Genomic DNA, 21,877 nt, shown 5'->3' on the forward strand with positions numbered 1-21,877 from the left:
GCTCGTTCTGTGATCATTTTTCTAAGCGCCTGTGGCTTAACCATTCATTCAAAGCCGAGCCCACAGGGCGGCGCCTAGTGCACGCCTTCCGCCATATTCGCACCCAGTCACCGCCCAGCTGCGGGCAGGCTTAGTTCAGACGTTAGCCCGTATGCGAGTCCTGCTTATTCTGTTACTAGCGGTTTTTGGTTCGGCACCTTCTCTGGCAGCCGAAGTGCAGCTTCGCGTCACCCGAGATCCTCGGCCCTGGGATGGCTATCCGGAGACGCTAGGCAGACCCGTTGCCACCTGGGTCGGTGACAAGCTCCGTATTCGTTATGTGGCAAATGAGACATCGACCAATGTCATTGCAAGCGGCCGGCCTGGCGTTCTTGTGTCAGAGTCTGCACTTACCCTTTGTTACCGAACTGAGTCTGTAAGCTTTCCTCCTGGAGAGCCGATCCCGGCTTGGGTTGGGCCCGTCCTGCTAGAGTTCGAGGTAAATGGTGCCCCGCAGCGCGACTATGACATCAGCGTTACCGCTGACTGCCGGTCCACTACTGCGGGCTAACCATTCATTCAAGGCGAACCGATTCGCTGCCCGACTACAAGACATAAGGCGCTAGGCCGCTATGAGAGGACAAGGACATTGAGACATATGAGCCGTCCCATTCTCGCTGTTGTCGCCCTTGGCCTCATGCTGGTAGCGGGTCCACTTCCTGCGCAGAACGCCTCAAAGCCAGACATAGCTACAGAACTTCCCGATGTCGCATTGCCGCCTGAGCTAGATCGCGTGCTCCGCGACTATGAGCACGCATGGCGTACGGGTGATGCGGCGGCCCTCGCCTTGCTGTTTGCGGAAGATGGGTTCGCGCTGCAAAGCAATCGCCCACCAATCCGTGGACGTCCGGCGATCCAGGCAAGCTATGAAGACCAAGGAACGGGCGGCCCATTACGGCTGCGCGCGCTCGCTTTCACCTCCACAGACACGATCAGCTACATCATTGGTGCGTACAGTTACGGCGATAAACCCGGCGACGTAGGGAAATTCACCCTCACTCTGCGTCGTGCGCCCGGCGAGCCGTGGCTGATCTTCTCGGACATCGACAACTTGAATGCCAAGCCGCGGCAACAGAACGTACCGGGAACGCCGTCACCTACCCAGAGCCCGGCGGCGGGGCACTGATGTCGTGTCCATGCGCCCTCATCTGGTTGGGTCGTATGGCGAGGTCTAGCCATTTATTCAACCGAACCCGCTTCGCGGGCCGGCTTAATTCGGGCGCTAGCCAGCATGTTGAAGGTTAAGCGTTGTCCGATCTGCCGGGCACCGATTTCCCCATCGCTGCTCGATCACTTGCCACCAAAGTTGCATTACAGGCAGTATCAGTGTGCGAGTTGCCATTCATGGCTGAGCGTCAGCTGGAGAACAAGACTTCAAGCTGGGATTTTCGCTATCTTCTTCATGATGGCCTCCGCGGCGCTGTTCTCTCGGTGCGCATCATGGATCTATAACTTTAGTGATGGAAGCGCAGTCAAGGCTGTCATGGCTCAGCCTGTTTCCAAGTTCGTGTTCGTTGCTCTGTTCACGGTGATCACTGTCTACTTGATCGCATACGTCACGCGGTTTTTGGCCCATTGGATCCCATCCTCGGACATGTAGAGGTGGCTAACAATTCAGCAGCGGTCTTGTAACTCTCGCTTCAGCCGACCGCGATTGCTTCTGCTCGCACCCTATGGAGGCACAATGATCATCACCATCTCCAAAGTGGCAGACCTCGACCAGTTCTTGCGGACTTTCGCGAACGAGGGGGTCGAGAAGAGAAGGGAACATGGATGTAAGGGTGCCTATGTCGTCCGGGACCCCGATGACGCCCACCGGGTGTGGGTGTTTTTCGACTGGGCGCAGGAGGATTACGAAGGGTTCCTCGCCGACCCGGAAATTCCAGCAATCGCACGGAAGCTCGCTCTCCGGGAGGCGCCGGTGAAGGTTGAGCCCGTCGCACAGTACGACGCTTGACGCTGCTCGCCCTGAGGGAGCCTCAGACAGGCAGCCAGACCAGTACCGCACGCCAGTGAGTTTTTGTAATGTGTCGGTGGCCGCAGACGCAGTATCGGTCGCTCCCGGCGCAGCGGCCTGACAATTCATCCAAGCCGAACCTGCTTCGCGGGTCGGCTTACTTCAAGCGTTAGGCTGTTGGAGCAAACCTGCTTAATCGGAGAGGACAAATGATCGAGCTCCCCATAAGAGATCCGTGCGACCTTTGTGAAGGGATGGCAGGTCGCGAAGAAAGATGGGCGATCATAGACGAAAGCGAACACACGTTAACGGTGATCAATCCGTGGCAGTTCGAAGTTGGCCAGTGCTGCGTTATCACACGCCGGCATGTCGCAACGCTGCTCGATCTTTCTGACCAAGAGTGCACGGCAATAATGGTTTCGGCAAAAAGAGTCGCAGAGGCGCTCGTCAAGACTTATCGGCCCCTCGGAATTCTTACGTTTCAAAATAACGGGGTCTTTAGTGGACAGGAAACACCGCACTTCCATTTCCATGTCGTGCCTAGGCAGAAGGGCAGTGATTGGGGCGTAGGCCCGCCTCAACTCGCAACATTCGATGGCGCCGGACGCAAAAGGGGTACCTCACACGATCCAAGCGGGGATGCACAGCGCCGAAAGCGAGTTCAAGTTTCTGCCAGGCAACTTACTGAAACCGCGGTCCTAGTTCGTTCGAATCTGTCGGAGTAGCCAGGTTGTTGCGGTGTTCCGGCTTAGGCATTGGGCGGCGGCAGGTTTGGTGCGGACACCCGTCGGCGGCGGCCTAACGGTTCATTCACGCCGAACCTGTAGGTTCCGTTCAATCTTTTAGAGTTGTCACGTAGGTGCTGACCCAGTCGGTTTGACCTGGGCGCTAGACTTCCCGGAATCCTGGATGTTTCCATCGGAGGCAAAACCATGACCCATCCGGCCATCAAGACCGTTACGACGTCCGATGAAGCTCCCGCCATTGCTGTCACGGTATTGGCGTTTAGCTCAGATCCTGCAGCGCGCTGGACATGGCCCGATCCGCAGCAGTACCTCATGCATTTTCCCAGCTTCGTGAAGACGCTAGGCGGGAAGGCATTTGAACATGGGAGTGCTTATTTCGTGGACGGCTATGCCGGGGCGGCGCTGTGGCTACCGCCCGAGGTCGGCCCTGACGAGGACGCGCTGATCGCACTGCTGCAACGCACCGGATCTGCGTCGGTGCAAAAGGACCTTCTGGCGGTTTTTGAACAGATGGCGCGCTACCATCCGCAGGAGCCACATTGGCATTTGCCGTTTATTGGCGTGGACCCATCCCAGCAAGGAAAGGGCTACGGAGTCGCGTTGATGAGACACGCCCTGATCCCCTGCGATCGCGACCACGCGCTGGCCTATCTTGAATCCAGCAATCCCAAGAACATCCCCCTCTATGAGCGGCATGGGTTTGAGTTACTCGGCACTATTCAGGCAGGGTCGTCGCCACCCATCTTTCCAATGCTCCGCAAACCACGATGACGATATCAGCATCACCGCGCCACAAGGGAGGCAGCATGAAAAGCACATTCGTCACGGCGCTGGCTGTCGCCGCGCTCCAAGTCACGCCGGTAGTTGCCGGGCCACCGGCCATATCACCGCTGACAGGTCAGTGGACTTTGGACGTGAGCACTTTACCAATGCCGCCAGAAGCGCGTCCAAAGAGCGTTGATCTTGATTTCCGCTATGCGCCTGACGGGAAATGGATAACTCACACCGAAATAATCGACCAGAACAACAGTAAGATGTTCACGCAATCTACGTTGTCTCTGGATGGCACACCTGGGCGAGCTTCTGGTACCTATTGGGCCGACGTTGTCGCTGCAAAAATGCCAGCTCCAAACGTCCTCGTAATGCAGATTGTCTACCAGGGAATCCCGAGATCTACGCGGGTTTTTTCGGTGAGCGCGGACGGCAAAGTCTTGACCGAAACCGAAGCATATTTCAACGAGGATGGAACGCCCATGATGCGTACCGCCTTCTTCTCTCGCGTGCTCAAAGAGCCCTGAGCTCATAAGCCGCACTGCGTCTCTCTCGCCGTGTATGGAGACCGGAAACGATGGATGGCTTCGAATCTGTCCATATCCAAACAAGTGAGACCAGCATTTTCGTTCGCTGGGCGGGGTCTGGGGCGCCGCTCCTGCTGTTGCATCTTTTCTTTGCTGTTGTCGAAGATATCGCACGCAACCCCACTTAATGGCTCAGCGCGATTCAGGCGCTGCCTTCGAAAGAGGAATCGTCGTGAAAGCTAGAATTTCTGTCATCACACTAGGTGTGGAGGACCTGGAGCGTTCGGTGGCGTTCTATCGGGACGGTCTTGGATTACGTACGAACGGCATCGTGGGAGCTGAGCTTGAACATGGTGCTGTGGCGTTCTTTGATCTTCAGCATGGATTGAAGCTTGCGGTATGGCCGCGCAGTAGCCTTGCGCATGACGCCGGCCTCGAAGTAAGCCCTTCAAGTGCTACCGACCTCTCGCTTGGCCATAACGTTTCCACCCGTGCCGAGGTCGACCAAGTCATGGAGCAAGCAGCAACCGCTGGCGCTACCGTAGTCAAAGCGGCACAGGACGCGTTCTGGGGAGGCTACGCTGGCTACTTCCAAGATCCTGATGGGCACCTTTGGGAAGTGGTATACAACCCCGACCTGCTGCCTGACGGGGAATAATTGTCGTGTAAAGGCACGCTGGATTCAGCGGCCATAGAAAGGGAGATTCCCGAATGAGGATGATACCGATGCTGCCTGTAAGGAGCGTGGCGGCGAGTGTCGAGTTCTACCGGAAGCTCGGCTTTGGCGTGGAACGCAGAAATGACGATTGGGCGTGGGCGATGCTCCGCTTTGACGAGTGCCGCTTAATGTTGGATCAATCGATCAATCTGCATCCGGAGGCGCCCCGCCAGTCCGTTCTTTACTTGTATCCCGAAGACGTAGTGGAGTATCACCAGCAGGCGCGCAGGAACGGGCTGGACGTTCCTGACCTGGACGTCACTTTTTACGGCCTGACCGAGTTCAGAATTGATGATCCGGATGGCAACCGGTTGTGGATTGGACAAGATAGATCAACGGGAACCTAGCTAGGGCCCGTTAACGCTATTGGGATGAACCACGTTGCTTCCCGCCTTGCCAGGGGCTGATGCGCGGCGCAGCGACAGGCTGGCCGCCTGTTCAAGCCGCGCGCAAGTTCCTGGCGAGGCGGGGAAGCAACCCGAAGAGCCTGCCCCGTCTTGATACGGGGGCCGCAATCCAGTGCGCACGGGATTGCGGCGTGGCCCATCCCAATAGCGTTAACAGGCCCTATTATTCAACCCCCGCCCGATTTCCTTTTGGCTGACTGCTTCCGCGGACCGAATCGTTGAAGCCAAATCTGCTTCGCGACTTTCCTTAGGGAAGCTCTGAACAACTCCGCTTTTGCTTGTCATTCCCGCGAAAGCGGGAACCCAGTGCCTTTGCTTTCAAAGGCTTGAGTCGCTGGATCCCCGCCTTCGCGGGGATGACGACAATTATTCAGAGGTTCCTTAGCTCCATAGAAAAAGCGAGTGTCTACGAATGATCAAGAAATCAGTCGGCTGGTTGGTCATGACGCTACTTGCGGTGGCGGTGGCGGGTTATGCCTTCGCCATTTTGGCCATGCCTGGATTTCGCCCTGGACTCGTTCAAGCGCTACTTGCGGAGCGACCGGTGGCTGCGTACGCACATTTCCTGGGTGGGGCGATTGCGCTGGTCGCTGGAGCCTTCCAACTTAATACGTGGTTGAGGAATCGCTTTCTGGGATTCCATCGCTGGCTGGGCCGGTTGTACATGCTGGCGGTGATCGGTGGCGGGGTTGCGGCGCTGTTTCTGGCGCTGCATTCGTCCGCTGGCCTGATGGCCCAGCTGGGATTCGGATTGCTGGGTGTCTGCTGGATCTTCAGCACATCGAACGCTTATCGCCACATCCGGCAGGGCCATGTGAGCCAGCACCGGAGTTGGATGATTCGCAGCTATGCACTTACGTTGGCCGCGGTAACGCTTCGCTTGTACTTGCCCTTGAGCCAGATTGCCGGGTTTTCGATGATGGTGGCGTATCCGGCGATTGCCTGGCTTTGCTGGGTCCCCAACTTGCTTGTCGCGGAATGGTTTGTCCGGTCGCGATATTCGTTTGCGATGTTGCCCGGTGGCTCGGTTGGGGCGAAGCCGCTTCGTAGCTCGGCCTAGGTTTCAAGGAATTTGGCGCGGCTCTGGCTCCGGAGTCATTGCGCTAAGAGCAGCGGAGCAAGCTCCGCTCTACGAAAAGCACCTCCACGCAGCTGTTCGCCATCTTCTACCGTTGCGACGACCTCGTTGTTATTGATTCGGTGCTATCGCGAGGCGCAGCTCCGCTCTACAGGGTTCTGCCGCTCACGGGCAATCCCAAGCGAGATTGCCTCTCGTAGAGCCGAGCTCGCTCGGCTGCTTTTCGCGCGAACCCGTAGAGAAAACTTCCAAAGAAGCATAAGCAGACTCTGCTCTACAACGACAATGTCGATGCCCGATCTGCTTAGCGCTGTACTTTCTCGGCTTCTCTATTGCACCTGGAGCAGCGGAGCGACCTCCGCCCCACGGCGGCAGTGTCAATGCCGGGGCGCCTTACTGTTGCGCCATTTCGGTTTCTATCTCGTCCGCGCTGCGGGCCAGGGCGTTGGTGAGGACTCGGTGGCCGTCGCTGGTGATCAGTACGTCGTCTTCGATGCGGATGCCAATGCCGCGCCACTTTTCATGCACGGCGGTGTCGTCGGCGCCGACATACAGGCCGGGTTCGATGGTGAACACCATGCCAGGTTCCAATTGCCGCGACTCGCCGTCGATGCGGTAATCGCCCACATCGTGCACATCCAGGCCCAGCCAGTGGCCGGTCTTATGACGGTAGAAGCGCCGGTAGCGACCCTCGGCGATGTTCTTTTCCAACTTGCCTTTCAGCAGTCCCAGTTTCAGCAGGCCTTCGGTCAGGGTTTCGACGGCGGCATTGTGGCCCGCCTCGTAGGCGGTGCCCGGCTTGGCTTGTGCCAGTGCGGCTGCTTGCGCTGCGCCGACAAGGTCGTGCAGCGCGCGTTGTTCCTTGCTGAAGCGGCCGGTAACCGGAAAAGTGCGAGTAATGTCGGCCGCATAGCCGCGATACTCCGCGCCGGCATCGATCAGCACCAGTTCGCCCTCTTTGGCCTGGCCGCTATTGGCGCGGTAGTGCAACACGCAGGCGTTATGGCCGGCGCCAACAATGCTGTTGTAGGCCGGCCAGGCGTCGTTGGCACGGAACACGCGCTCCAGGTCCGCCTGCAACTCGTATTCGCGAATGCCGGGCTTGGCCGTGCGCATCGCTGCCCGATGCGCTTCCACGCTGATGTCAGCGGCGCGCTGCATCAGCTTTATCTCGTCCTTGGATTTGAACAGCCGCAGTTCGTGCAGCAGATGGCCCAATTCCAGAAATTCATGCGGCGGTTGCGCGCCTTGCCGCACCTGCGCCCGCACATGCCGTACCCAGCCGATCAGCTTGAGGTCGAAATCGGCATCACGGCCAAAGTGGTAGTAGACACGCGAACGCCCTTCCAGCAGACCAGGCAGGATTTCGTCCAGATCGTCGATGGGGTAAGCGTCGTCCATGCCGAACTCCTCCACCGCGCCTTCCTGGCCGGCACGCGGACCATCCCACCCTTCCCGCTCCGGGTCGCGCTCGCGGCAGAACAGCAGCGCTTCACCGTGTTTGCGGCCTGGCACCAACACCAGCACCGCTTCCGGCTCAGGGAAACCGCACAGGTACCAGAAATCCGAATCCTGGCGGTAGGGATAGAAGGTGTCGTGGCTGCGTACGCGCTCAGGGGCGGCGGGCAGCACCAGAATGGCGTCGTCTCCCACCATGCGCATCAATTGTTTGCGCCGACGGGCGAACTCGCCCGCGGTGATGCCGGTTAGCGCTTTCATTAGAGCCTGCTAACGCTGGTGGGACGAGTCACGTCGACAGGTCCTAGTTCAGGCTCTGGCGGTGACGCGGCCCCATGACGCAATCCCCGTGCAGCAATAGCACGGCGACGCGAACGAACTCCTCCAGTTCCGCCAGCGCATCCTCGTCTTCCTCATCGTCGCTGCTTTCCGCCGACGCCTGCGCCAGGCGCGCCATATCCTGCAGCGCTTCCTGGCCTTCTTCGGACAGTGGGGGCTCGGCGCCGACAGCCAGGCCGAACCCACCCAGGAATCCACGACACCAGCCAAACAGCCCTTCGGCGCGTTCGCTCAACGATGTGTCTTCAGGAAGCAGGAGGTCGAAACCGAAGCTGCGATCTTCAAGCTGGGCCACGCTGGTCAGCCGCAATTCGTCCAAGGTGCTGCCGGCTTCCGGGACGGGCAACTGGTCATCCACCAGCACGCGCGCCAGCCAGGCCGGGGAATTCTCACCGCCGCCGGTCAGCCAGCCGCACAGCGCCCCGTGCAATTCGGAGGGGTCCACGCCAAGCCCCATACGCTGGGAAACCTTGGCCACATCGGCGGTATTGGGAAGTTGGGACATATAAAACGCAATCCGCCAGGGGATACGGACAAGTGGGAAGTGTAGCAACGAAAAGCGCGGGGATCGCTTGTTGTGCGCGCCGTCACATGCCTACACTCGCCAAACCCTTGGCTCGGGACGGCCAAAGACCCCATGTCGTTAAACCTCGCCGCCGTAGTGACCGCAACGGCTTCGCCGTTGTCGGCCCGCTTGCCCTGGATACTATTCGCAGGCGCCGTCCTGTTGATCGTGCTGGGCATTGCCGCTTTCCGCTATCTGCTGGCCTGGCGGGAATCGCGACACGCGTCATCCGACTCTTCCCGCAGTGAGTTGCTTCGGGCTCGCGACGAGCGGCTGAAACTGGCCTTATGGGCGTCCGGCGAACAGTTCTGGGACTACGACCTGGTGCAGCGCAAATTGCACGGGATGCGGGCTGACGAAAGCGCACCAGATGCAGCCGACATCACCGTACTGACGCGCCATGGCGAGGTGCCCACCATCCACGAAGACGACCTGCCCTACGTGATGGAGCGCCTGCGGCTGCACCTGCAGGGCAAGTCATCGCTTTTCATGTCCGAACACCGCATGGATTTGCGAGGCGATGGTCACTGGGTCTGGATACGCGCGCGTGGCCGGGTGGTCGAACGCGATGAGGAAGGACACGCGCTTCGCATCGCCGGAACCGCCCGCGACATCACCATCAGCCGCAACGCGGAGTACGAGCACCGCATCGCCAGCGAAGTAATGCGCAGCATGAACGAGGCGGTAGCGGTGCTGGACTGGGCCCATCATTTCATCACCATCAATCCCGCCTTCACCCGCATCACCGGGTACTCGGAAGAAGAAATCATCGGCAAGCCAGTGCGGATGCTGGACAGCGACCAGCACGACGAGGCTTTCTTCGACCGCTTGGACCAAGACCTGCGCCGCACCGGGCATTGGTCGGGCGAGATATGGAAATTGCGCAAGGACGGCGAAGAAATCCTCTGCCATATCGAAACCAACGTGGTGCCGGATGCCAGCGGCGAACGGCCGCTGTATGTGCAGGTACTCACCGATATCACCGAACAGAAGCGCGCCGAACAGGAACTGCGCTACCTGGCCAATTACGACACCCTGACCAGCCTTCCGAATCGTTCGCTGCTTTCCGAACGTCTTTCGCGCGCCATCGTCCGCGCCCGGCGCGAGCATGGCCGCGTGGCGGTGCTGTTCATCGACCTGGATCGCTTCAAGGACATCAACGACTCACTGGGCCACGCCACCGGCGACCGCATCTTGCGTGCCGCCGCCGCGCGCGTGCAGCAAACGGTGGGGACGGAGCACACCGTGGCGCGCCTGAGCGGCGATGAGTTCACGGTGGTGCTGGAGGACATCGCTTCCACCGAGGAAGCCGAAGCCATCGCTCAACGCATCATCCAGGCGTTCCGGTTGCCGCTGAACTTCGGTGAACGGCTGGAGCTGTCGGTAACGCCGTCGATCGGCATCAGCCTGTATCCAGAGCACGCGCAGGTCCCGACCGAACTGCTTAAGCATGCCGATACCGCCATGTACCAGGCCAAGGCCATGGGCCGGCACACCTACCAGGTGTACGCGGAATCGATGGACGAAAAGAATCGGCACCGCGCCATCCTGGCCAGTGCCTTGCGCCGCGCGATCGACCGCGATGAGCTGTCGTTGGTATTCCAGCCACGGCTATCGATTTCGCAGCAACGCATCACGGGAGTCGAGGCGCTGCTGCGCTGGGACAGCAAGGAATTCGGTGTGGTTTCGCCAACTCAGTTCATTCCGCTGGCGGAAGAGTCCGGCATGATTCTGGAACTGGGCGCGTGGGCGCTGCGCCAAGCCTGCATGACGCTGCGGGAGTGGCACCGAGCCGGCCTGGAAGATCTGAGCGTCGCAGTAAACATATCCGCCACCCAACTGCAACGCGGCGACTTGCAACGGGTCGTGGCGCGTACATTGGCCGAAACCGGCGTTCCCGCGAACCGGCTGGAACTGGAACTGACCGAAAGCGTGATCATGGCCAATCCCGCACAGAACGCCGACACGCTGCGCGCCTGCCGGCGGCTGGGCATTTCGTTGGCCATCGATGACTTCGGCACCGGCTATTCCTCGCTGGCCTATCTCAAGCGGCTGCCGCTGACGACATTGAAGATCGACCGAGAGTTCATCAGCGACCTTACCCACGACATCGACGATGAGGCCATTACCAGCACCATCATCACCATGGGACAATCGCTGGCGCTGAAAGTGGTGGCCGAGGGCGTGGAAACCTACGACCAATACGAATTCCTGCGCAACCACGGCTGCGACGAAGTGCAAGGCCATTGGGTCTCCGCCGCACTGGAGCCGGAGCAATGCCTGCGCTTTATCCGCGATTACTACCCCGGCTCAGGTGTGAGGGTGGCTTCGTAGGGCCGAGATCCTATGTTGGCGGTCAATCCGTCATGGCGACAGCGCCGGCATAGCATCCTTGTGGGAGCGACCACGCCGTTTGTAGAGCGACCGCTCAACCGCCCTTGACCATGGTAGGGCGGACCTTGCTCCACCTTGGGGCAGCGGGACGCAGCCCCGCTCTACCGGGACGCGAGCCACTCCCTTGACCGCTTGGCGCGCGCATGCCTATCGTGGCGGCATGGATAACGCCGACCTCCTCGACCAGCTACGCAGCCTCAGTGCACGCATCCAGGAACTGGTCGACCGTTGCCAGCGCCTGGGCGACGAGAACCGTAGCCTGCGCAGCCAACAGGAACAACTGGTCGGCGAACGCTCGCAGTTGCTCGCCAAGAATGAACAGGCCCGGTCGCGCGTAGAAGCGATGATCGCCCGCCTCAAGTCGCTGGAGCAGCACACATGAGCGCCACAGAACCGGTCAGCGTCCACATCCTGGACCGCGAGTACACCGTTGGCGTGGAACCGGGCGAGCGCAACAGCCTGATGTCCGCGGCCAAACTGCTTGACAGCAAGATGCGCGAAGTGCGCGGCAGCAATCGCATGGCGGCGGTGGACCGCGTCGCGGTGTTGGCGGCGCTGAATCTGGCACATGAATTGCAACAGCTGCGCAACGAAAGCAGCGCGCGCGAAAAAGAACTGTCGCGCACGCTGGCCGATCTGCATCGCAAACTGGATAGCGTCCTCGGCGCTACGTAACGGTGCGGATAAGCGCGCACCGTCACGCTCCAGACCGCGCACTGAATACCGACCGACGAACGGACTATGCATTTGCGGCCAGGCCGCTATACTTCTGCTCGCGTCCTCTGCTGTGTACGACAGCGCGCGCAAACATTCGCCTTGTCCCTTAATGACGACCACGGGAAGGCCACGGAAGCCGGGAGTGCATGTCTGCCTCGCAGCGGAAAGCCCGATGGCCCCCAAGCTTTCCCACTTGAACCCCGGGTTCAAGGTCGTTTACGCGAGCATCGCCATGGCGGAGGACGTATTTTCTTTCTGACACGCTCCTTGTAGGAGCGCGACTTCAGCTCGGTAGGAGCGCCGTCCCAGCGCGAGCTCTTCGCTTCTCGAGCTCTTTGTTTCTACCGCAATCTGACAGAATAGAGCTCGCGCCGAGACGGCGCTCCTACATGTTCTGCATACGCTGCGAAGTCCATCCAGCGGCGTTTCCCCGCTTGCCTTAAAATTCCACGCATGAATACTCTGCGCGGAATCGCCCATGACCTCTGAACGCGACGCGCTGCGCCGCGAACTGCGCCAACGCCGCCGCGCGATTCCCGCCCCGGAGCGTATTGCCGCCGCCGATGCACTGGCGCAACGCCTGCTATCCCTGCCCTTCGCACCCGCTACCGGCTACGTTGCCGGCTATTGGGCGATGGATGGCGAGATCGCGCTGCACAGCTGGCAGATCCGTCTGCCGCGCGAACTGGTGTATTGCCTTCCGGTCTTGCATCAGGACACGCGCCTGCGCTTTGCGCCCTGGCGTCCGGGCGATCCCTTGGTCACCAACCGGTTCGGCATTCCCGAGCCGGATGTTGCCTCTTCTTCCGCGCTGGAACCCGAAGCGATGGCGATGATCGTCGTTCCGCTGGTGGGTTTCGATGAGCACGGCAACCGGCTTGGCATGGGCGGTGGCTGGTACGATCGCACCCTGGCGTTCCGGCGCGCCCAGTCCGCGCCGCCCTGGCTGGTCGGGGTGGGATTCTCCTCGCAGCGCATCGATCCTCTGGCCCAGGAAACGTGGGACGTACCGGTCGACGCACTATGCACCGAACGCGACACGCTGATCATCGGACATCCGCAATGACCGCACGCAAACGCTACTGGCTGATGAAGTCCGAACCGGACACCTTTTCCATCGATGATCTTGAAAAGGTCAGCGTGGAACCGTGGAACGGCGTGCGCAACTACCAAGCCCGCAATTTCATGCGCGACGGCATGCAGGTGGGCGATGGGGTGCTGTTCTATCACTCCAATTGCGCGGTGCCGGGCATCGCTGGCCTTGCCAAGGTCGTCAGCCGTGCGTATCCGGATCCGACCCAGTTCGACAAGAAAAGCGATTACTACGACCCCAAGAGCACGCCGGAAACACCGCGCTGGATGCTGGTGGACGTGGCGTTCGATCGCAAACTCAAGCGCACGATCCCGCTGGATGAAATCAAACAGCACACCGATGCATTAGGTGAAGGCTTCGCCTTGACCAGCCGCGGCAGCCGGCTGTCGGTGATGCCGGTGACCGCTGCGCAATGGAAATACCTACTGTCTTTGGAGTAAACCTGTGCCCCAGAACCCCGCATCGCAGAACGAAGCCAAACGCCTGGCCGGCGAAAAAGCCATCGAGTTTGTCGAAGATGGCATGGTCATCGGCGTGGGCACCGGTTCCACCGTTGCCTATTTCATCGACGCGCTGGCGCGGGTCAAGGACCGCATCGCGGGCGCCGTATCGAGTTCCGAACAAAGCACTCAGCGCCTGCGTGGGCATGGCATCGAAGTGATGGAACTCAACCACACCGGCAACCTGGCCTTGTACGTCGACGGTGCCGACGAATGCGACAGCTACAAGCGCTTGATCAAGGGCGGTGGCGCGGCGCTGACCCGCGAGAAAGTCATCGCCGAGGCCAGCAAGACATTCATCTGCATCATCGATCCAGCCAAGCAGGTACCCGTGTTGGGCGAGTTCCCGCTGCCGGTGGAAGTGATTCCGATGGCGCGCAGCTTGGTGGCGCGGGAGATTCTGACGATGACCGGCGGCCAACCGGTCTGGCGCGACGGCGTGGTCACCGACAACGGCAACTGGATTCTGGATATCCACGGCTTGGCGATCACTGATCCGGTTGGCATGGAGCGCGAACTGTCGCTGATTCCCGGCGTGGTGACAGTGGGCCTGTTCGCCCGCCGCCCCGCGGACGTGGTGATCGTTGGCGGCGAACCGCCACGGGTGCTGTGAATCAGTTTCAGCCCACGTAGAGCGGAGCTTGCTCCGCTGCTCTTTAATAATTGGCGTCAAAAGCAGCGGAGCAAGCTCCGCTCTACGTGGTGCCGGCAGAATCAGCAAGCCCACCCGCTCTTGACGGCGAGAAGCCAATTGACGGAAGGTGCCGCGTCAAACCTTGGAGCATCCCCCATGTCGCTAATCCGCCACCTGCTGCCGGTTTTCCTGCTTCTATTAAGCGGCTGCGCCAGCGCTGGCGACAGCTGGGTGGAAATCGGCGGTGAACGCTTCACGGTGGAAATCGCCGACGACGATGCCGAGCGGGCGCGCGGGTTGATGTTCCGCGATCAGATGGCCGCGGGCACGGGCATGTTGTTCATCCACGACCGCGAAGAACCCCAAGCTTATTGGATGAAGAACACGAAGATTCCGCTGGACATCCTGTACTTCGATTCCGGCCGCCGGCTGGTGGCCCAACAGCGCGACGTCCCGCCTTGTTCGGCCGGCAACGCCTGTCCGCCGTATCCCAGCGGCGGCAAGCCGGCGCGCTACGTGCTGGAACTGAATGCTGGCGAAGCCAAGCGGCTTGACCTGAAAAACGGCGCGGAACTGCGCTTCAGCCCGAATATTCCCGAAACGCGCTAGGTATGGTCTGAATAATTATCGCCATGACCCGCCATGCGGCGGTTGAAGAGTGCCTGCCGCGCAGGCGCGAAGCGCTTTCCAACCGCCGCTTGGCGGATCATCCAGCGACTCAACGCATTGAAAAACAAAGACACTAGGCTCCCGCCTTCGCGGGAGTGACGATCAAAATCAGTTTGTTCAGGCCTTCCCCAGGCTGCCGCCACACATGGGTGGACAGTGCCGTCAGCCCGCTGGCGGAGTCGCAATATTCCGTGCAATCACCCATGAGAAAAATACCCGCCACCCTTGATTGTGGGCCGGATTGGCCGCAGTCTTTGGGCATGGGGGAAAGAATGACATTGCCGGATTGGAACTCCCTGGCGACGCTGGCCGATGAGACGGTGCCGCTACTGGAGACTGCGCTGCTGATTGCACGCGACGAGTATCCCAATCTCGACGCCGACCTGTACGACACGCTGGCGCAAAGCCACGCCGAACATCTGCGTCCGGAGATCGAAGCGATCGACCCGTGGCCGCTGAAGATGGCCGCGATCAATCGCCATTTGTTCGAAGAACTTGGCTACACCGGCAATCACGAGGAGTACTACGACCCTCGCAACAGCTACATGAACGAGGTGTTCGAGCGGCGTTTGGGCAACCCGATTTCGCTGGCGATGGTGCAGATAGAAGTGGCGCGCCGGCTAGGGGTACCGCTGGATGGCGTGTCCTTCCCGGGGCACTTCCTGGTGCGCCTGCCGGTGGATGATGGGCTGCTGGTGATGGATCCCTTCAACGGCGGCCGTCCATTGGGCGTCGATGAATTGCGCGAACGCGCCAAGCCGCATCTGGGTGGCGACATTCCCGACGACAACGCGCTGCTGCACATCCTCGACCCGGCCCCACACCGCGCCATCCTGGTCCGCATCCTGCGCAACCTGCATGGCGTGTACGCCGAGCGGGAAGAGTGGGACCGCGCCGCCCGCAGCGCCGACCGGGTGCTGAAGCTATCGCCCGACCAGCCAGAAGCGATGCGCGATCGCGGCCTGGCCTACATGCACATGGACTACCGCCGTGGCGCCCGCCACGATCTCGCCCGCTATCTGCATCTGGCGCCAGAGGCGCCGGACGCGCACGCCGTGCACGAACAGCTGGTGGAGCTCAATGCCGGCGGCGGCGCGGCGCGGATGCATTAAAGCTCAACATCCTTTGTACGTAGGAGCGCCGTCCCGGCGCGAGCTTTGACCAGCTTCGCTGTTGAAGAGCTTTTCGCTTTTATCGCGATCTGACGGGAAGAGCTCGCGGCGGGACGCCGCTCCTACCGGCCGGTAATCGTTCCAACATTCAGCCTTGAAATCAACGACTTATTAGACTTCCACCATCTCGAAGTCGTCCTTGGTCACGCCGCAATCCGGGCAGGTCCAAGTGTCGGGGATATCGTCCCAGCGGGTGCCGGGGGCGATGCCTTCTTCCGGTAGCCCGGCGGCCTCGTCATAGATGAAGCCGCAAACCACACACATCCAGGTGCGGTAGTTGGTGTCAGTGGCTTCGCTCATCAGATAATACGTACATGCGTCTCGGGGGTTGGCATTGTCCCACTCCTGGGGTGTGTCATCCACACCGGAAGTTTTGCCGATGAATCCCCGCTGGCCGCACGGCCCCGCCTCGCCCGACACCAAGCTCGCCGTTTCCGTGCCCCGCGGCCTGTACCTGATCACGCCCGATGATGACGACACCACGCGCTTGACGAACCGGGTGGCGCCTTTGCTCTCCGAAGGCATCACTTGGCTTCAATACCGCAACAAGACCGCCGGTGCCGCGTTGCGCCATGAACAGGCCTCGGCACTGCAGGCGCTTTGCGTTGACGCCGGCGTGCCGCTGATCATCAACGACGACGTGCGGCTGGCGAAGGCCATGGGTGCTGCCGGTGTGCACCTGGGCGAAGACGATGGCGACATCGCCGCCGCGCGCGCACTGTTGGGCGATCACGCCATCATCGGTGCGTCTTGCTACGACGAACTCGCGCGCGCCGAACACGCCGTGGCGAATGGGGCCGATTACGTCGCCTTCGGCGCGTTTTTCCCGACCCGTAGCAAGACCGGCACCCGCCAGGCTTCGCCCGATATGCTCGCTGCGGCCGCGGCATTGAATGTGCCGCGGGTGGCGATAGGCGGCATAACCCCGGACAATGCGGCGTCGCTGATAACCGCTGGCGCTGATTTGATAGCCGTCATCGGCGGCGTGTTCGATGCGCCGGATCCTGTTGCCGCGGTGCGCGCGTATCGCAAATGTTTCGCTCTCGACGCCCCGTAGGAGCGGCGTCCCGCCGCGAGCTCTTCTATCGGATCGCGACAAAAGCAAGAGCTCGCGCCGGGACGGCGCTCCTACAACATCCAACCCATTTCCTAGGTAATGCCGATGAACCACGACAACTCCCACGCTTTGTTCGCCCGCGCACAGGAACTGCTTCCCGGCGGTGTCAATTCGCCGGTGCGCGCTTTCAAATCGGTGGGCGGTGAACCGTTTTTCGTCGAACGCGCCGATGGCGCTTATCTGTACGACGTGGATGGCAATCGTTACATCGACTACGTGGGTTCGTGGGGGCCGATGATCGTCGGTCATAACCATCCGGCCGTTCGCGAGGCGGTGCAAGCCGCCATCCAGAAAGGCTTGTCTTTCGGCGCGCCCTGCGCTGCGGAAGTGACGATGGCCGAGACACTCACCCGGCTGATACCGTCATGCGAAATGGTGCGCATGGTCAACTCCGGCACCGAAGCCACGCTGTCGGCGATCCGGCTGGCGCGTGGCGCCACCGGCCGCAGCCGGATCGTCAAGTTCGAAGGCTGCTATCACGGCCATGGTGATTCTTTCCTGGTGAAGGCCGGCAGTGGCATGTTGACGCTGGGCGTGCCGACATCGCCGGGCGTACCGGTGGGTTTGAGCGAGTTAACGCTGACCTTGAGCTACAACGATTTCGAAGGCGCCACCCGCTTGTTCGAGCAACAAGGCGGCGCGATCGCTTGCGTGATCGTGGAGCCGGTGGTCGGCAATGCGAATTGCTTGCCGCCGCGTGCCGGTTATCTGCAGCACCTGCGCGATTTGTGTACGCAGCACGGCGCGTTGCTGATCTTCGACGAAGTGATGACCGGGTTTCGCGTAGCGCTGGGCGGTGCACAGGCACTTTATGACGTGGTGCCCGACCTCAACACCTTCGGCAAGATCATCGGCGGCGGCATGCCGGTGGGTGCTTATGGTGGCCGCCGTGACCTGATGGCGCAGATCGCGCCCAGCGGACCGATCTACCAGGCCGGCACGCTCAGCGGCAATCCGGTGGCAATGGCTGCCGGCCTGGCGATGCTGGAACTGATCCAGGCTCCCGGTTTCTACCAACGCCTGACCGCCGCGGCGAACACGCTCTGCGATGGCCTGGAAGCCACCGCACGCGAAGCAGGCGTTGCGGTGACCACCACGCGCGTCGGCGGAATGTTCGGGCTGTTCTTCACCGATCAGTACGTGGACACCTACACCCAGGCCGTGGCCTGCGATGTCACCGCGTTCAACCGCTTCTTCCATGCCATGCTGGAACGCGGCGTGTACCTGGCGCCGTCGGCATTCGAAGCCGGCTTCCTGTCCAGCGCTCACGACAGCGATGTGATTGCGCAGACATTGGCCGCCGCCCGCGAGGCATTCCAGGTGGTTGCGGCCAGATGAGCCGCCAGAGTATTCGCCGGGTATTGTTCGATTTCGACGGCGTCCTGGCGCACTACAGCCACGAACTGCGCATCGCCCATCTAGCGCAGTTCGCGTATGCCGAACACGAACGCGTCCGCGAAGTGTTGTTCACCTCCGGACTGGAAACCGAATACGACGGTGGCCTGATCGACACCGATGCCTATCTGGGCAGGCTTGGCGCCGGCATCGGCGCAGTGATCGATATCGAAACCTGGATCGGGTCGCGCGTGGCGGGAAGCCGCGCCGACGACACGGTGCTCCGCCACATCCAGTCACTGGACGCGGGATTGCAATTGGGCGTACTGACCAACAACGGCCTGCTGATGGCGCAGGCGATTCCGCGCATCGTGGCGCCCATGTATCCACGGTTCGAAGGACGCGTGCTTTGCAGCGGCGCGTTGCGTATCCGCAAGCCCGAGCCGGATATCTATCGCCTGGCGCTGACGCAGCTGGGCTGGAATGCTGGCGAGACTCTGTTCGTGGACGATATCTTCGCCAACGTGCAGGGCGCCCGCAGCGTGGGCCTGCATGCGGAAACGGTTACCGATGGGCGTTCGTTGGGCAAGGTGCTGAGGCGTTACGCATTGATTTGACGTAACGGGGAGCGGGAGGCTTTGCTTGTCCTCCCCCTTGACCAGCCATTCGGCTGAAGGCGTAAAGGGGGCAAAAGCCGAGGCCTTCCTGCTTCTCTTCCCCGCCCCACTCCACCACTCCATTACTTCCATCACTTGCCCTTCCCAGCGTAGCCAGATCGTGTATCTTTGCTGCAACGCAGCAACTTCATCGCACCGCCTCCCATGCCACTTGTTGAGAACAAGCTCGGCCAGTTCAGCATGGAAGCCCACTGGGCCGTAGCAGGAAAACTCGCGCCGCCGCCGCAGCATGTGACCACGGCGCCTCGTACGGCGCTGTTGGACCGCCTCGACCGCGCTTCGCGTCTACCGCTGACGGTGGTTTTGTCACCGCCCGGGTTTGGCAAGACCACGCTGCTCAGCCAGTGGTACCACCGCTTGCGAGATGACGGAGAAACCGCGGTGGCGTGGCTGTCGGTGGACGAGGAAGACGGTGAGTTGAGCCGGTTCCTGACCGGCCTGGCCCTGGCGCTGGGGCGTGCCGGGATCGAGCTCGGGCCGCTGCTGCAAACGGTGAAGTCGTCGCAGAACGAACGGGATACCCAGGCCGTGACGAACGCACTGCTCGCCTTGATCCAGCGCACGGCGCGCAGGCTGGTGTTGATCCTCGACGACTACGACCGCGGGAACAATCCGAACATCGACGAAACGGTGATGCGGCTGCTCCAGCATGGCGGGCCGCGCCTGCATTTGCTGTTGGCCACGCGAACCTCGCCCGCGTTGGCGCTGTCGCGATGGTCGGTGCACGGTTGCGTCGAACGTATCGGCGCAAACGACCTGGCGCTGGACGACGCCGAAGCGCAAGCCGTACTCGGTGCGCATGTCCCGTTGCAGGCGGTACAGAGGCTGCAGCGTCATACCGAGGGTTGGGCGGTCGCGCTGCAATTGGCGTCGCTGTGGATCTCCGGCGACGAGCGGCGCCTGGAAGACGTGGAGAAGTTCCGTGGCCGCTCCGGTGAAATCGCCGCCTACCTGGCCGAACAAGTGGTGCAGGATCTACATGAACCGCTACGCACGTTCCTGCTGAAAACCTCGGTGCTGGATCGCTTCAACGCGGACCTGGCCGACACCCTGCGCGAACGCCGCGACAGCGATCTGCTGCTGTCGCGCCTGAATCACTTCCATGGCCTGCTGGTGCCGCTGGATGCCGAGCACGAATGGTTCCGCTACCACCCGTTGTTCGCCGATTACCTGCGCCGGCAGTTGCGCCAGCAGGCACCGGACCGGCTCCCGATCCTGCACCGCCGTGCTGCGATCTGGTTCGCGAAACACGATCATCTGCTGGAAGCAGTACGGCATGCCACCGATGCCGGCGATACCGAACTGGCGGCCGGTTTCTTCGCCGCCAACGGCAATTGGGAACTGATGCTTCGGCACGGATTGGCTTATGTGCGCCTGTTGCTGCGGCATTTCGACTACAAGACCATCCGCGATACCCCCGCGCTCAATCTGACCCAGGCCTACCTGCACATGAAGCTGGGCGAGTTCGCGCATGCGCGATTGCTGCTGGAGCGCTTCCGTGCCTTCTCCGTTGAAGAGCGCGAACTGTTCGGACGCGACTACACCATCGTGATCGCACTGCTCCGGGATCTTCTGGATGAAATCTGCCCCGACCCGAATGGCGCAGCCCGCATCGCCGCACAGGCCGCGGCGCTGGACAGCTGCGATGGCATTGGACGCGGCACACTGCTGTGCATCAGCGCCACCACGGCACTGGGCCGCGGCGACTTCGCAACGGCCGAACGCTATGCGCTGCAGGCGCAGCAGGCCATGCTTCAGGCGGACAGCACGGTAGGCGCCCACTACGCCCTGACTCACCTGGGGCAAAGCCAGTACTACCGTGGCCAGCTCGGACTAGCCGATGCCACTTACCGGCAAGTGCTGGCGATGGCCGAACAGCATTCCGGTGTCGAACGCACATTGCAATCCGCGGCGGTGTGCCTGCTCGCGCAACTGCAATGCGAGCGCGGCCGCTACGACGAAGCCGCCGTCGAGCTGGAGCCGGCGTTGGCGTTCCTTGAACAACACGATGGTTGGCTGGACATCTTCGCTTCGGCCTACGAAACCGCGTTGGCACTGGCCCGTCGTGACGACCGCACCGCGCAGACGGCGCTGGTATTGATGGACCGTGTCGAAGCCATCGCGCGTGCGCGCCATCTGAGCCGGCTGTTGGATCTGGCCACAGCGTGGCGCCTGGACGTATTGCTGGATCTCCCGCCCTCCCCGGGTATCGACCTGCTGGTCGCCAACACCGGCTGCGAAGCGCACTTCGCCCACGCCTTGCAACACGGCCATGGCTGGCGCCACAGCAGCGCGCTCGGATTTGCGCTCGCTCGCTGGCATCAATCCGCGGGGCGCAGCCAGACTGCGCTGAACCTGCTGCGGACGGTGGAGACGACGTGCCAGGATATCGGCAACCCACCGCATCTGGCACGCGCACGTGTTCGTATCGCCTTCATCCTGCAACAGCGCGGCGAAGCGGACGAAGCGGTTGCTTGCCTCGGGCAGGCGCTGGATTACATCGCCACCACTCAGTCCTGGCAGGCGGTGCTGGAACTTGGCGTACCGGCCAAAGCACTGTTGAGACTGGCTTTACAGCGTGACCCTCAGGCGGCCGCGGGTACCACCCGCTGCCTGGCCATCCAGACACTGCTGGAAAAACTCCGCGATCACCAGCACGACGCCGTATCGCTTTTCAGCGAACGCGAAGTGGAAGTCTTGTCCGAACTGGGGCGCGGCAGTTCCAACAAACAAATTGCACGGCTGCTCAACCTTTCGGAAAACACCGTCAAGTTCCATCTCAAGAACATCTATCGCAAGCTTGGCGTGGAATCGCGCCAAGCGGCGCGGACGCTGGCGCTGCAGCGGGGGTTGGCGGCGTCGGCGGTGCCGCCTTTGGGAGGCTGATTTATGGTTGAGTCTTGGCTCCCTTCTCCCTCCTGGAGACAAATCGGCACGACTGCCGATTTGCACGGCGAAGCCGCC

The 21,877-nt window shown here is 61.4% G+C and carries 24 protein-coding genes and 1 other RNA gene; 22 read left to right on the plus strand and 3 right to left on the minus strand.

Going from position 1 to position 21,877, the window contains the following annotated elements; genetic code table 11:
- The first annotated feature begins 676 nt into the window (after positions 1-676).
- From AB6O04_RS19540 to AB6O04_RS19580, 9 genes are all read left to right on the plus strand, one after another.
- Positions 677-1,165 (plus strand): DUF4440 domain-containing protein, encoded by a 489-nt coding sequence (locus AB6O04_RS19540; RefSeq protein ID WP_368566101.1) that lies wholly within the window; start codon positions 677-679, stop codon positions 1,163-1,165.
- A 122-nt stretch (positions 1,166-1,287) separates the two neighbouring features.
- Positions 1,288-1,491, plus strand: coding sequence for a hypothetical protein (locus tag AB6O04_RS19545; protein WP_368566073.1), 204 nt, complete (start codon positions 1,288-1,290; stop codon positions 1,489-1,491).
- A gap of 232 nt (positions 1,492-1,723) precedes the next feature.
- Positions 1,724-1,996 (plus strand): antibiotic biosynthesis monooxygenase, encoded by a 273-nt coding sequence (locus AB6O04_RS19550; RefSeq protein ID WP_368566075.1) that lies wholly within the window; start codon positions 1,724-1,726, stop codon positions 1,994-1,996.
- Positions 1,997-2,250: 254 nt separating this feature from the next.
- The gene (locus AB6O04_RS19555) at positions 2,251-2,721 is read left to right on the plus strand and encodes an HIT family protein (RefSeq protein ID WP_368566102.1); all 471 of its coding nucleotides are present in this window, start codon (positions 2,251-2,253) and stop codon (positions 2,719-2,721) included.
- A gap of 207 nt (positions 2,722-2,928) precedes the next feature.
- Positions 2,929-3,513 carry a GNAT family N-acetyltransferase gene (locus AB6O04_RS19560; RefSeq protein WP_368566076.1) on the plus strand — a complete coding sequence of 195 codons (585 nt, stop codon included), beginning with the start codon at positions 2,929-2,931 and terminating at the stop codon, positions 3,511-3,513.
- 59 nt (positions 3,514-3,572) lie between these two features.
- Entirely contained in the window at positions 3,573-4,040 is a 468-nt protein-coding gene (locus AB6O04_RS19565; RefSeq protein WP_368566103.1) for a LuxR family transcriptional regulator, read from the plus strand.
- A gap of 232 nt (positions 4,041-4,272) precedes the next feature.
- Positions 4,273-4,698 (plus strand): VOC family protein, encoded by a 426-nt coding sequence (locus AB6O04_RS19570; RefSeq protein WP_368566077.1) that lies wholly within the window; start codon positions 4,273-4,275, stop codon positions 4,696-4,698.
- Positions 4,699-4,766: 68 nt separating this feature from the next.
- Positions 4,767-5,105 (plus strand): VOC family protein, encoded by a 339-nt coding sequence (locus AB6O04_RS19575; RefSeq protein WP_368566079.1) that lies wholly within the window; start codon positions 4,767-4,769, stop codon positions 5,103-5,105.
- Between the two features lie 472 nt (positions 5,106-5,577).
- Positions 5,578-6,225: a DUF2306 domain-containing protein gene (locus AB6O04_RS19580; protein WP_368566081.1), complete on the plus strand. Its 648-nt coding sequence runs from the start codon at positions 5,578-5,580 to the stop codon at positions 6,223-6,225.
- 411 nt (positions 6,226-6,636) lie between these two features.
- On the opposite strand, the gene AB6O04_RS19585 is transcribed toward AB6O04_RS19580, so the two are convergent.
- Positions 6,637-7,962: an aminopeptidase P N-terminal domain-containing protein gene (locus AB6O04_RS19585; RefSeq protein WP_368566082.1), complete on the minus strand. Its 1,326-nt coding sequence runs from the start codon at positions 7,960-7,962 to the stop codon at positions 6,637-6,639.
- Between the two features lie 43 nt (positions 7,963-8,005).
- Complete coding sequence (locus AB6O04_RS19590; RefSeq protein ID WP_368566083.1) at positions 8,006-8,545, minus strand: UPF0149 family protein; 540 nt, start codon at positions 8,543-8,545, stop codon at positions 8,006-8,008.
- A gap of 132 nt (positions 8,546-8,677) precedes the next feature.
- Here AB6O04_RS19590 and AB6O04_RS19595 point away from each other — a divergent pair, with 132 nt between their 5' ends.
- The 9 genes from AB6O04_RS19595 (at position 8,678) to AB6O04_RS19635 (ending at position 15,724) form a co-directional block, all read left to right on the plus strand.
- Positions 8,678-10,939: a putative bifunctional diguanylate cyclase/phosphodiesterase gene (locus tag AB6O04_RS19595; protein WP_368566084.1), complete on the plus strand. Its 2,262-nt coding sequence runs from the start codon at positions 8,678-8,680 to the stop codon at positions 10,937-10,939.
- A gap of 220 nt (positions 10,940-11,159) precedes the next feature.
- A complete protein-coding gene (locus AB6O04_RS19600) occupies positions 11,160-11,381 on the plus strand; it encodes a TIGR02449 family protein (RefSeq protein WP_368566104.1) in 222 nt (73 codons plus the stop codon).
- Positions 11,378-11,674 (plus strand): cell division protein ZapA, encoded by a 297-nt coding sequence (locus tag AB6O04_RS19605; RefSeq protein WP_368566085.1) that lies wholly within the window; start codon positions 11,378-11,380, stop codon positions 11,672-11,674. The genes AB6O04_RS19600 and AB6O04_RS19605 overlap by 4 nt, the downstream gene beginning before the upstream one ends.
- Before the next feature lie 101 nt (positions 11,675-11,775).
- Positions 11,776-11,962, plus strand: a non-coding RNA gene (gene ssrS / locus AB6O04_RS19610) — 6S RNA.
- A 232-nt stretch (positions 11,963-12,194) separates the two neighbouring features.
- Positions 12,195-12,782 (plus strand): 5-formyltetrahydrofolate cyclo-ligase, encoded by a 588-nt coding sequence (locus AB6O04_RS19615; RefSeq protein ID WP_368566087.1) that lies wholly within the window; start codon positions 12,195-12,197, stop codon positions 12,780-12,782.
- Entirely contained in the window at positions 12,779-13,249 is a 471-nt protein-coding gene (locus tag AB6O04_RS19620; protein WP_368566088.1) for an EVE domain-containing protein, read from the plus strand. Before AB6O04_RS19615 ends, AB6O04_RS19620 begins: the two co-directional genes overlap by 4 nt.
- A gap of 4 nt (positions 13,250-13,253) precedes the next feature.
- Positions 13,254-13,922 carry a ribose-5-phosphate isomerase RpiA gene (gene rpiA, locus AB6O04_RS19625; RefSeq protein ID WP_368566089.1) on the plus strand — a complete coding sequence of 223 codons (669 nt, stop codon included), beginning with the start codon at positions 13,254-13,256 and terminating at the stop codon, positions 13,920-13,922.
- Between the two features lie 177 nt (positions 13,923-14,099).
- Positions 14,100-14,552 (plus strand): DUF192 domain-containing protein, encoded by a 453-nt coding sequence (locus tag AB6O04_RS19630; protein WP_368566091.1) that lies wholly within the window; start codon positions 14,100-14,102, stop codon positions 14,550-14,552.
- Positions 14,553-14,872: 320 nt separating this feature from the next.
- A complete protein-coding gene (locus AB6O04_RS19635) occupies positions 14,873-15,724 on the plus strand; it encodes a SirB1 family protein (protein ID WP_368566092.1) in 852 nt (283 codons plus the stop codon).
- Positions 15,725-15,895: 171 nt separating this feature from the next.
- On the opposite strand, the gene AB6O04_RS19640 is transcribed toward AB6O04_RS19635, so the two are convergent.
- The gene (locus AB6O04_RS19640; RefSeq protein WP_368566093.1) at positions 15,896-16,084 is read right to left on the minus strand and encodes a rubredoxin; all 189 of its coding nucleotides are present in this window, start codon (positions 16,082-16,084) and stop codon (positions 15,896-15,898) included.
- 79 nt (positions 16,085-16,163) lie between these two features.
- Between AB6O04_RS19640 and thiE the strand changes: the two genes are divergently transcribed.
- The 4 genes from thiE (at position 16,164) to AB6O04_RS19660 (ending at position 21,799) form a co-directional block, all read left to right on the plus strand.
- Positions 16,164-16,841 (plus strand): thiamine phosphate synthase, encoded by a 678-nt coding sequence (thiE, locus tag AB6O04_RS19645; protein ID WP_368566094.1) that lies wholly within the window; start codon positions 16,164-16,166, stop codon positions 16,839-16,841.
- Between the two features lie 105 nt (positions 16,842-16,946).
- The gene (gene hemL, locus AB6O04_RS19650) at positions 16,947-18,239 is read left to right on the plus strand and encodes a glutamate-1-semialdehyde 2,1-aminomutase (RefSeq protein ID WP_368566095.1); all 1,293 of its coding nucleotides are present in this window, start codon (positions 16,947-16,949) and stop codon (positions 18,237-18,239) included.
- Complete coding sequence (locus tag AB6O04_RS19655) at positions 18,236-18,853, plus strand: HAD-IA family hydrolase (RefSeq protein ID WP_368566096.1); 618 nt, start codon at positions 18,236-18,238, stop codon at positions 18,851-18,853. The genes hemL and AB6O04_RS19655 overlap by 4 nt, the downstream gene beginning before the upstream one ends.
- Before the next feature lie 204 nt (positions 18,854-19,057).
- Positions 19,058-21,799, plus strand: a complete 2,742-nt coding sequence (locus AB6O04_RS19660) for a LuxR C-terminal-related transcriptional regulator (protein ID WP_368566097.1) — start codon at positions 19,058-19,060, stop codon at positions 21,797-21,799.
- The last annotated feature ends 78 nt before the right edge of the window (positions 21,800-21,877 follow it).

The sequence above is a fragment of the Pseudoxanthomonas sp. UTMC 1351 genome (assembly GCF_040948865.1).
In the GTDB taxonomy this organism is placed as follows: Bacteria; Pseudomonadota; Gammaproteobacteria; order Xanthomonadales; family Xanthomonadaceae; genus Pseudoxanthomonas_A.

What these genes read in the sequence shown, in the direction of transcription:
- AB6O04_RS19550 (WP_368566075.1), top strand. Translation starts at nt 1,724, where the DNA reads ATGATCATCACCATCTCCAAAGTGGCAGACCTCGACCAGTTCTTGCGG.
- AB6O04_RS19555 (WP_368566102.1), top strand. Translation starts at nt 2,251, where the DNA reads ATGGCAGGTCGCGAAGAAAGATGGGCGATCATAGACGAAAGCGAACAC.
- AB6O04_RS19640 (WP_368566093.1), bottom strand. Translation starts at nt 16,084, where the DNA reads ATGAGCGAAGCCACTGACACCAACTACCGCACCTGGATGTGTGTGGTT.
- thiE (WP_368566094.1), top strand. Translation starts at nt 16,164, where the DNA reads ATGAATCCCCGCTGGCCGCACGGCCCCGCCTCGCCCGACACCAAGCTC.
- AB6O04_RS19635 (WP_368566092.1), top strand. Translation starts at nt 14,873, where the DNA reads ATGGGGGAAAGAATGACATTGCCGGATTGGAACTCCCTGGCGACGCTG.
- AB6O04_RS19600 (WP_368566104.1), top strand. Translation starts at nt 11,160, where the DNA reads ATGGATAACGCCGACCTCCTCGACCAGCTACGCAGCCTCAGTGCACGC.
- AB6O04_RS19585 (WP_368566082.1), bottom strand. Translation starts at nt 7,962, where the DNA reads ATGAAAGCGCTAACCGGCATCACCGCGGGCGAGTTCGCCCGTCGGCGC.
- AB6O04_RS19615 (WP_368566087.1), top strand. Translation starts at nt 12,195, where the DNA reads ATGACCTCTGAACGCGACGCGCTGCGCCGCGAACTGCGCCAACGCCGC.
- AB6O04_RS19605 (WP_368566085.1), top strand. Translation starts at nt 11,378, where the DNA reads ATGAGCGCCACAGAACCGGTCAGCGTCCACATCCTGGACCGCGAGTAC.
- AB6O04_RS19620 (WP_368566088.1), top strand. Translation starts at nt 12,779, where the DNA reads ATGACCGCACGCAAACGCTACTGGCTGATGAAGTCCGAACCGGACACC.
- AB6O04_RS19575 (WP_368566079.1), top strand. Translation starts at nt 4,767, where the DNA reads ATGCTGCCTGTAAGGAGCGTGGCGGCGAGTGTCGAGTTCTACCGGAAG.
- AB6O04_RS19580 (WP_368566081.1), top strand. Translation starts at nt 5,578, where the DNA reads ATGATCAAGAAATCAGTCGGCTGGTTGGTCATGACGCTACTTGCGGTG.
- AB6O04_RS19590 (WP_368566083.1), bottom strand. Translation starts at nt 8,545, where the DNA reads ATGTCCCAACTTCCCAATACCGCCGATGTGGCCAAGGTTTCCCAGCGT.
- AB6O04_RS19660 (WP_368566097.1), top strand. Translation starts at nt 19,058, where the DNA reads ATGCCACTTGTTGAGAACAAGCTCGGCCAGTTCAGCATGGAAGCCCAC.
- AB6O04_RS19540 (WP_368566101.1), top strand. Translation starts at nt 677, where the DNA reads ATGCTGGTAGCGGGTCCACTTCCTGCGCAGAACGCCTCAAAGCCAGAC.
- AB6O04_RS19560 (WP_368566076.1), top strand. Translation starts at nt 2,929, where the DNA reads ATGACCCATCCGGCCATCAAGACCGTTACGACGTCCGATGAAGCTCCC.
- AB6O04_RS19630 (WP_368566091.1), top strand. Translation starts at nt 14,100, where the DNA reads ATGTCGCTAATCCGCCACCTGCTGCCGGTTTTCCTGCTTCTATTAAGC.
- AB6O04_RS19595 (WP_368566084.1), top strand. Translation starts at nt 8,678, where the DNA reads ATGTCGTTAAACCTCGCCGCCGTAGTGACCGCAACGGCTTCGCCGTTG.
- AB6O04_RS19655 (WP_368566096.1), top strand. Translation starts at nt 18,236, where the DNA reads ATGAGCCGCCAGAGTATTCGCCGGGTATTGTTCGATTTCGACGGCGTC.
- hemL (WP_368566095.1), top strand. Translation starts at nt 16,947, where the DNA reads ATGAACCACGACAACTCCCACGCTTTGTTCGCCCGCGCACAGGAACTG.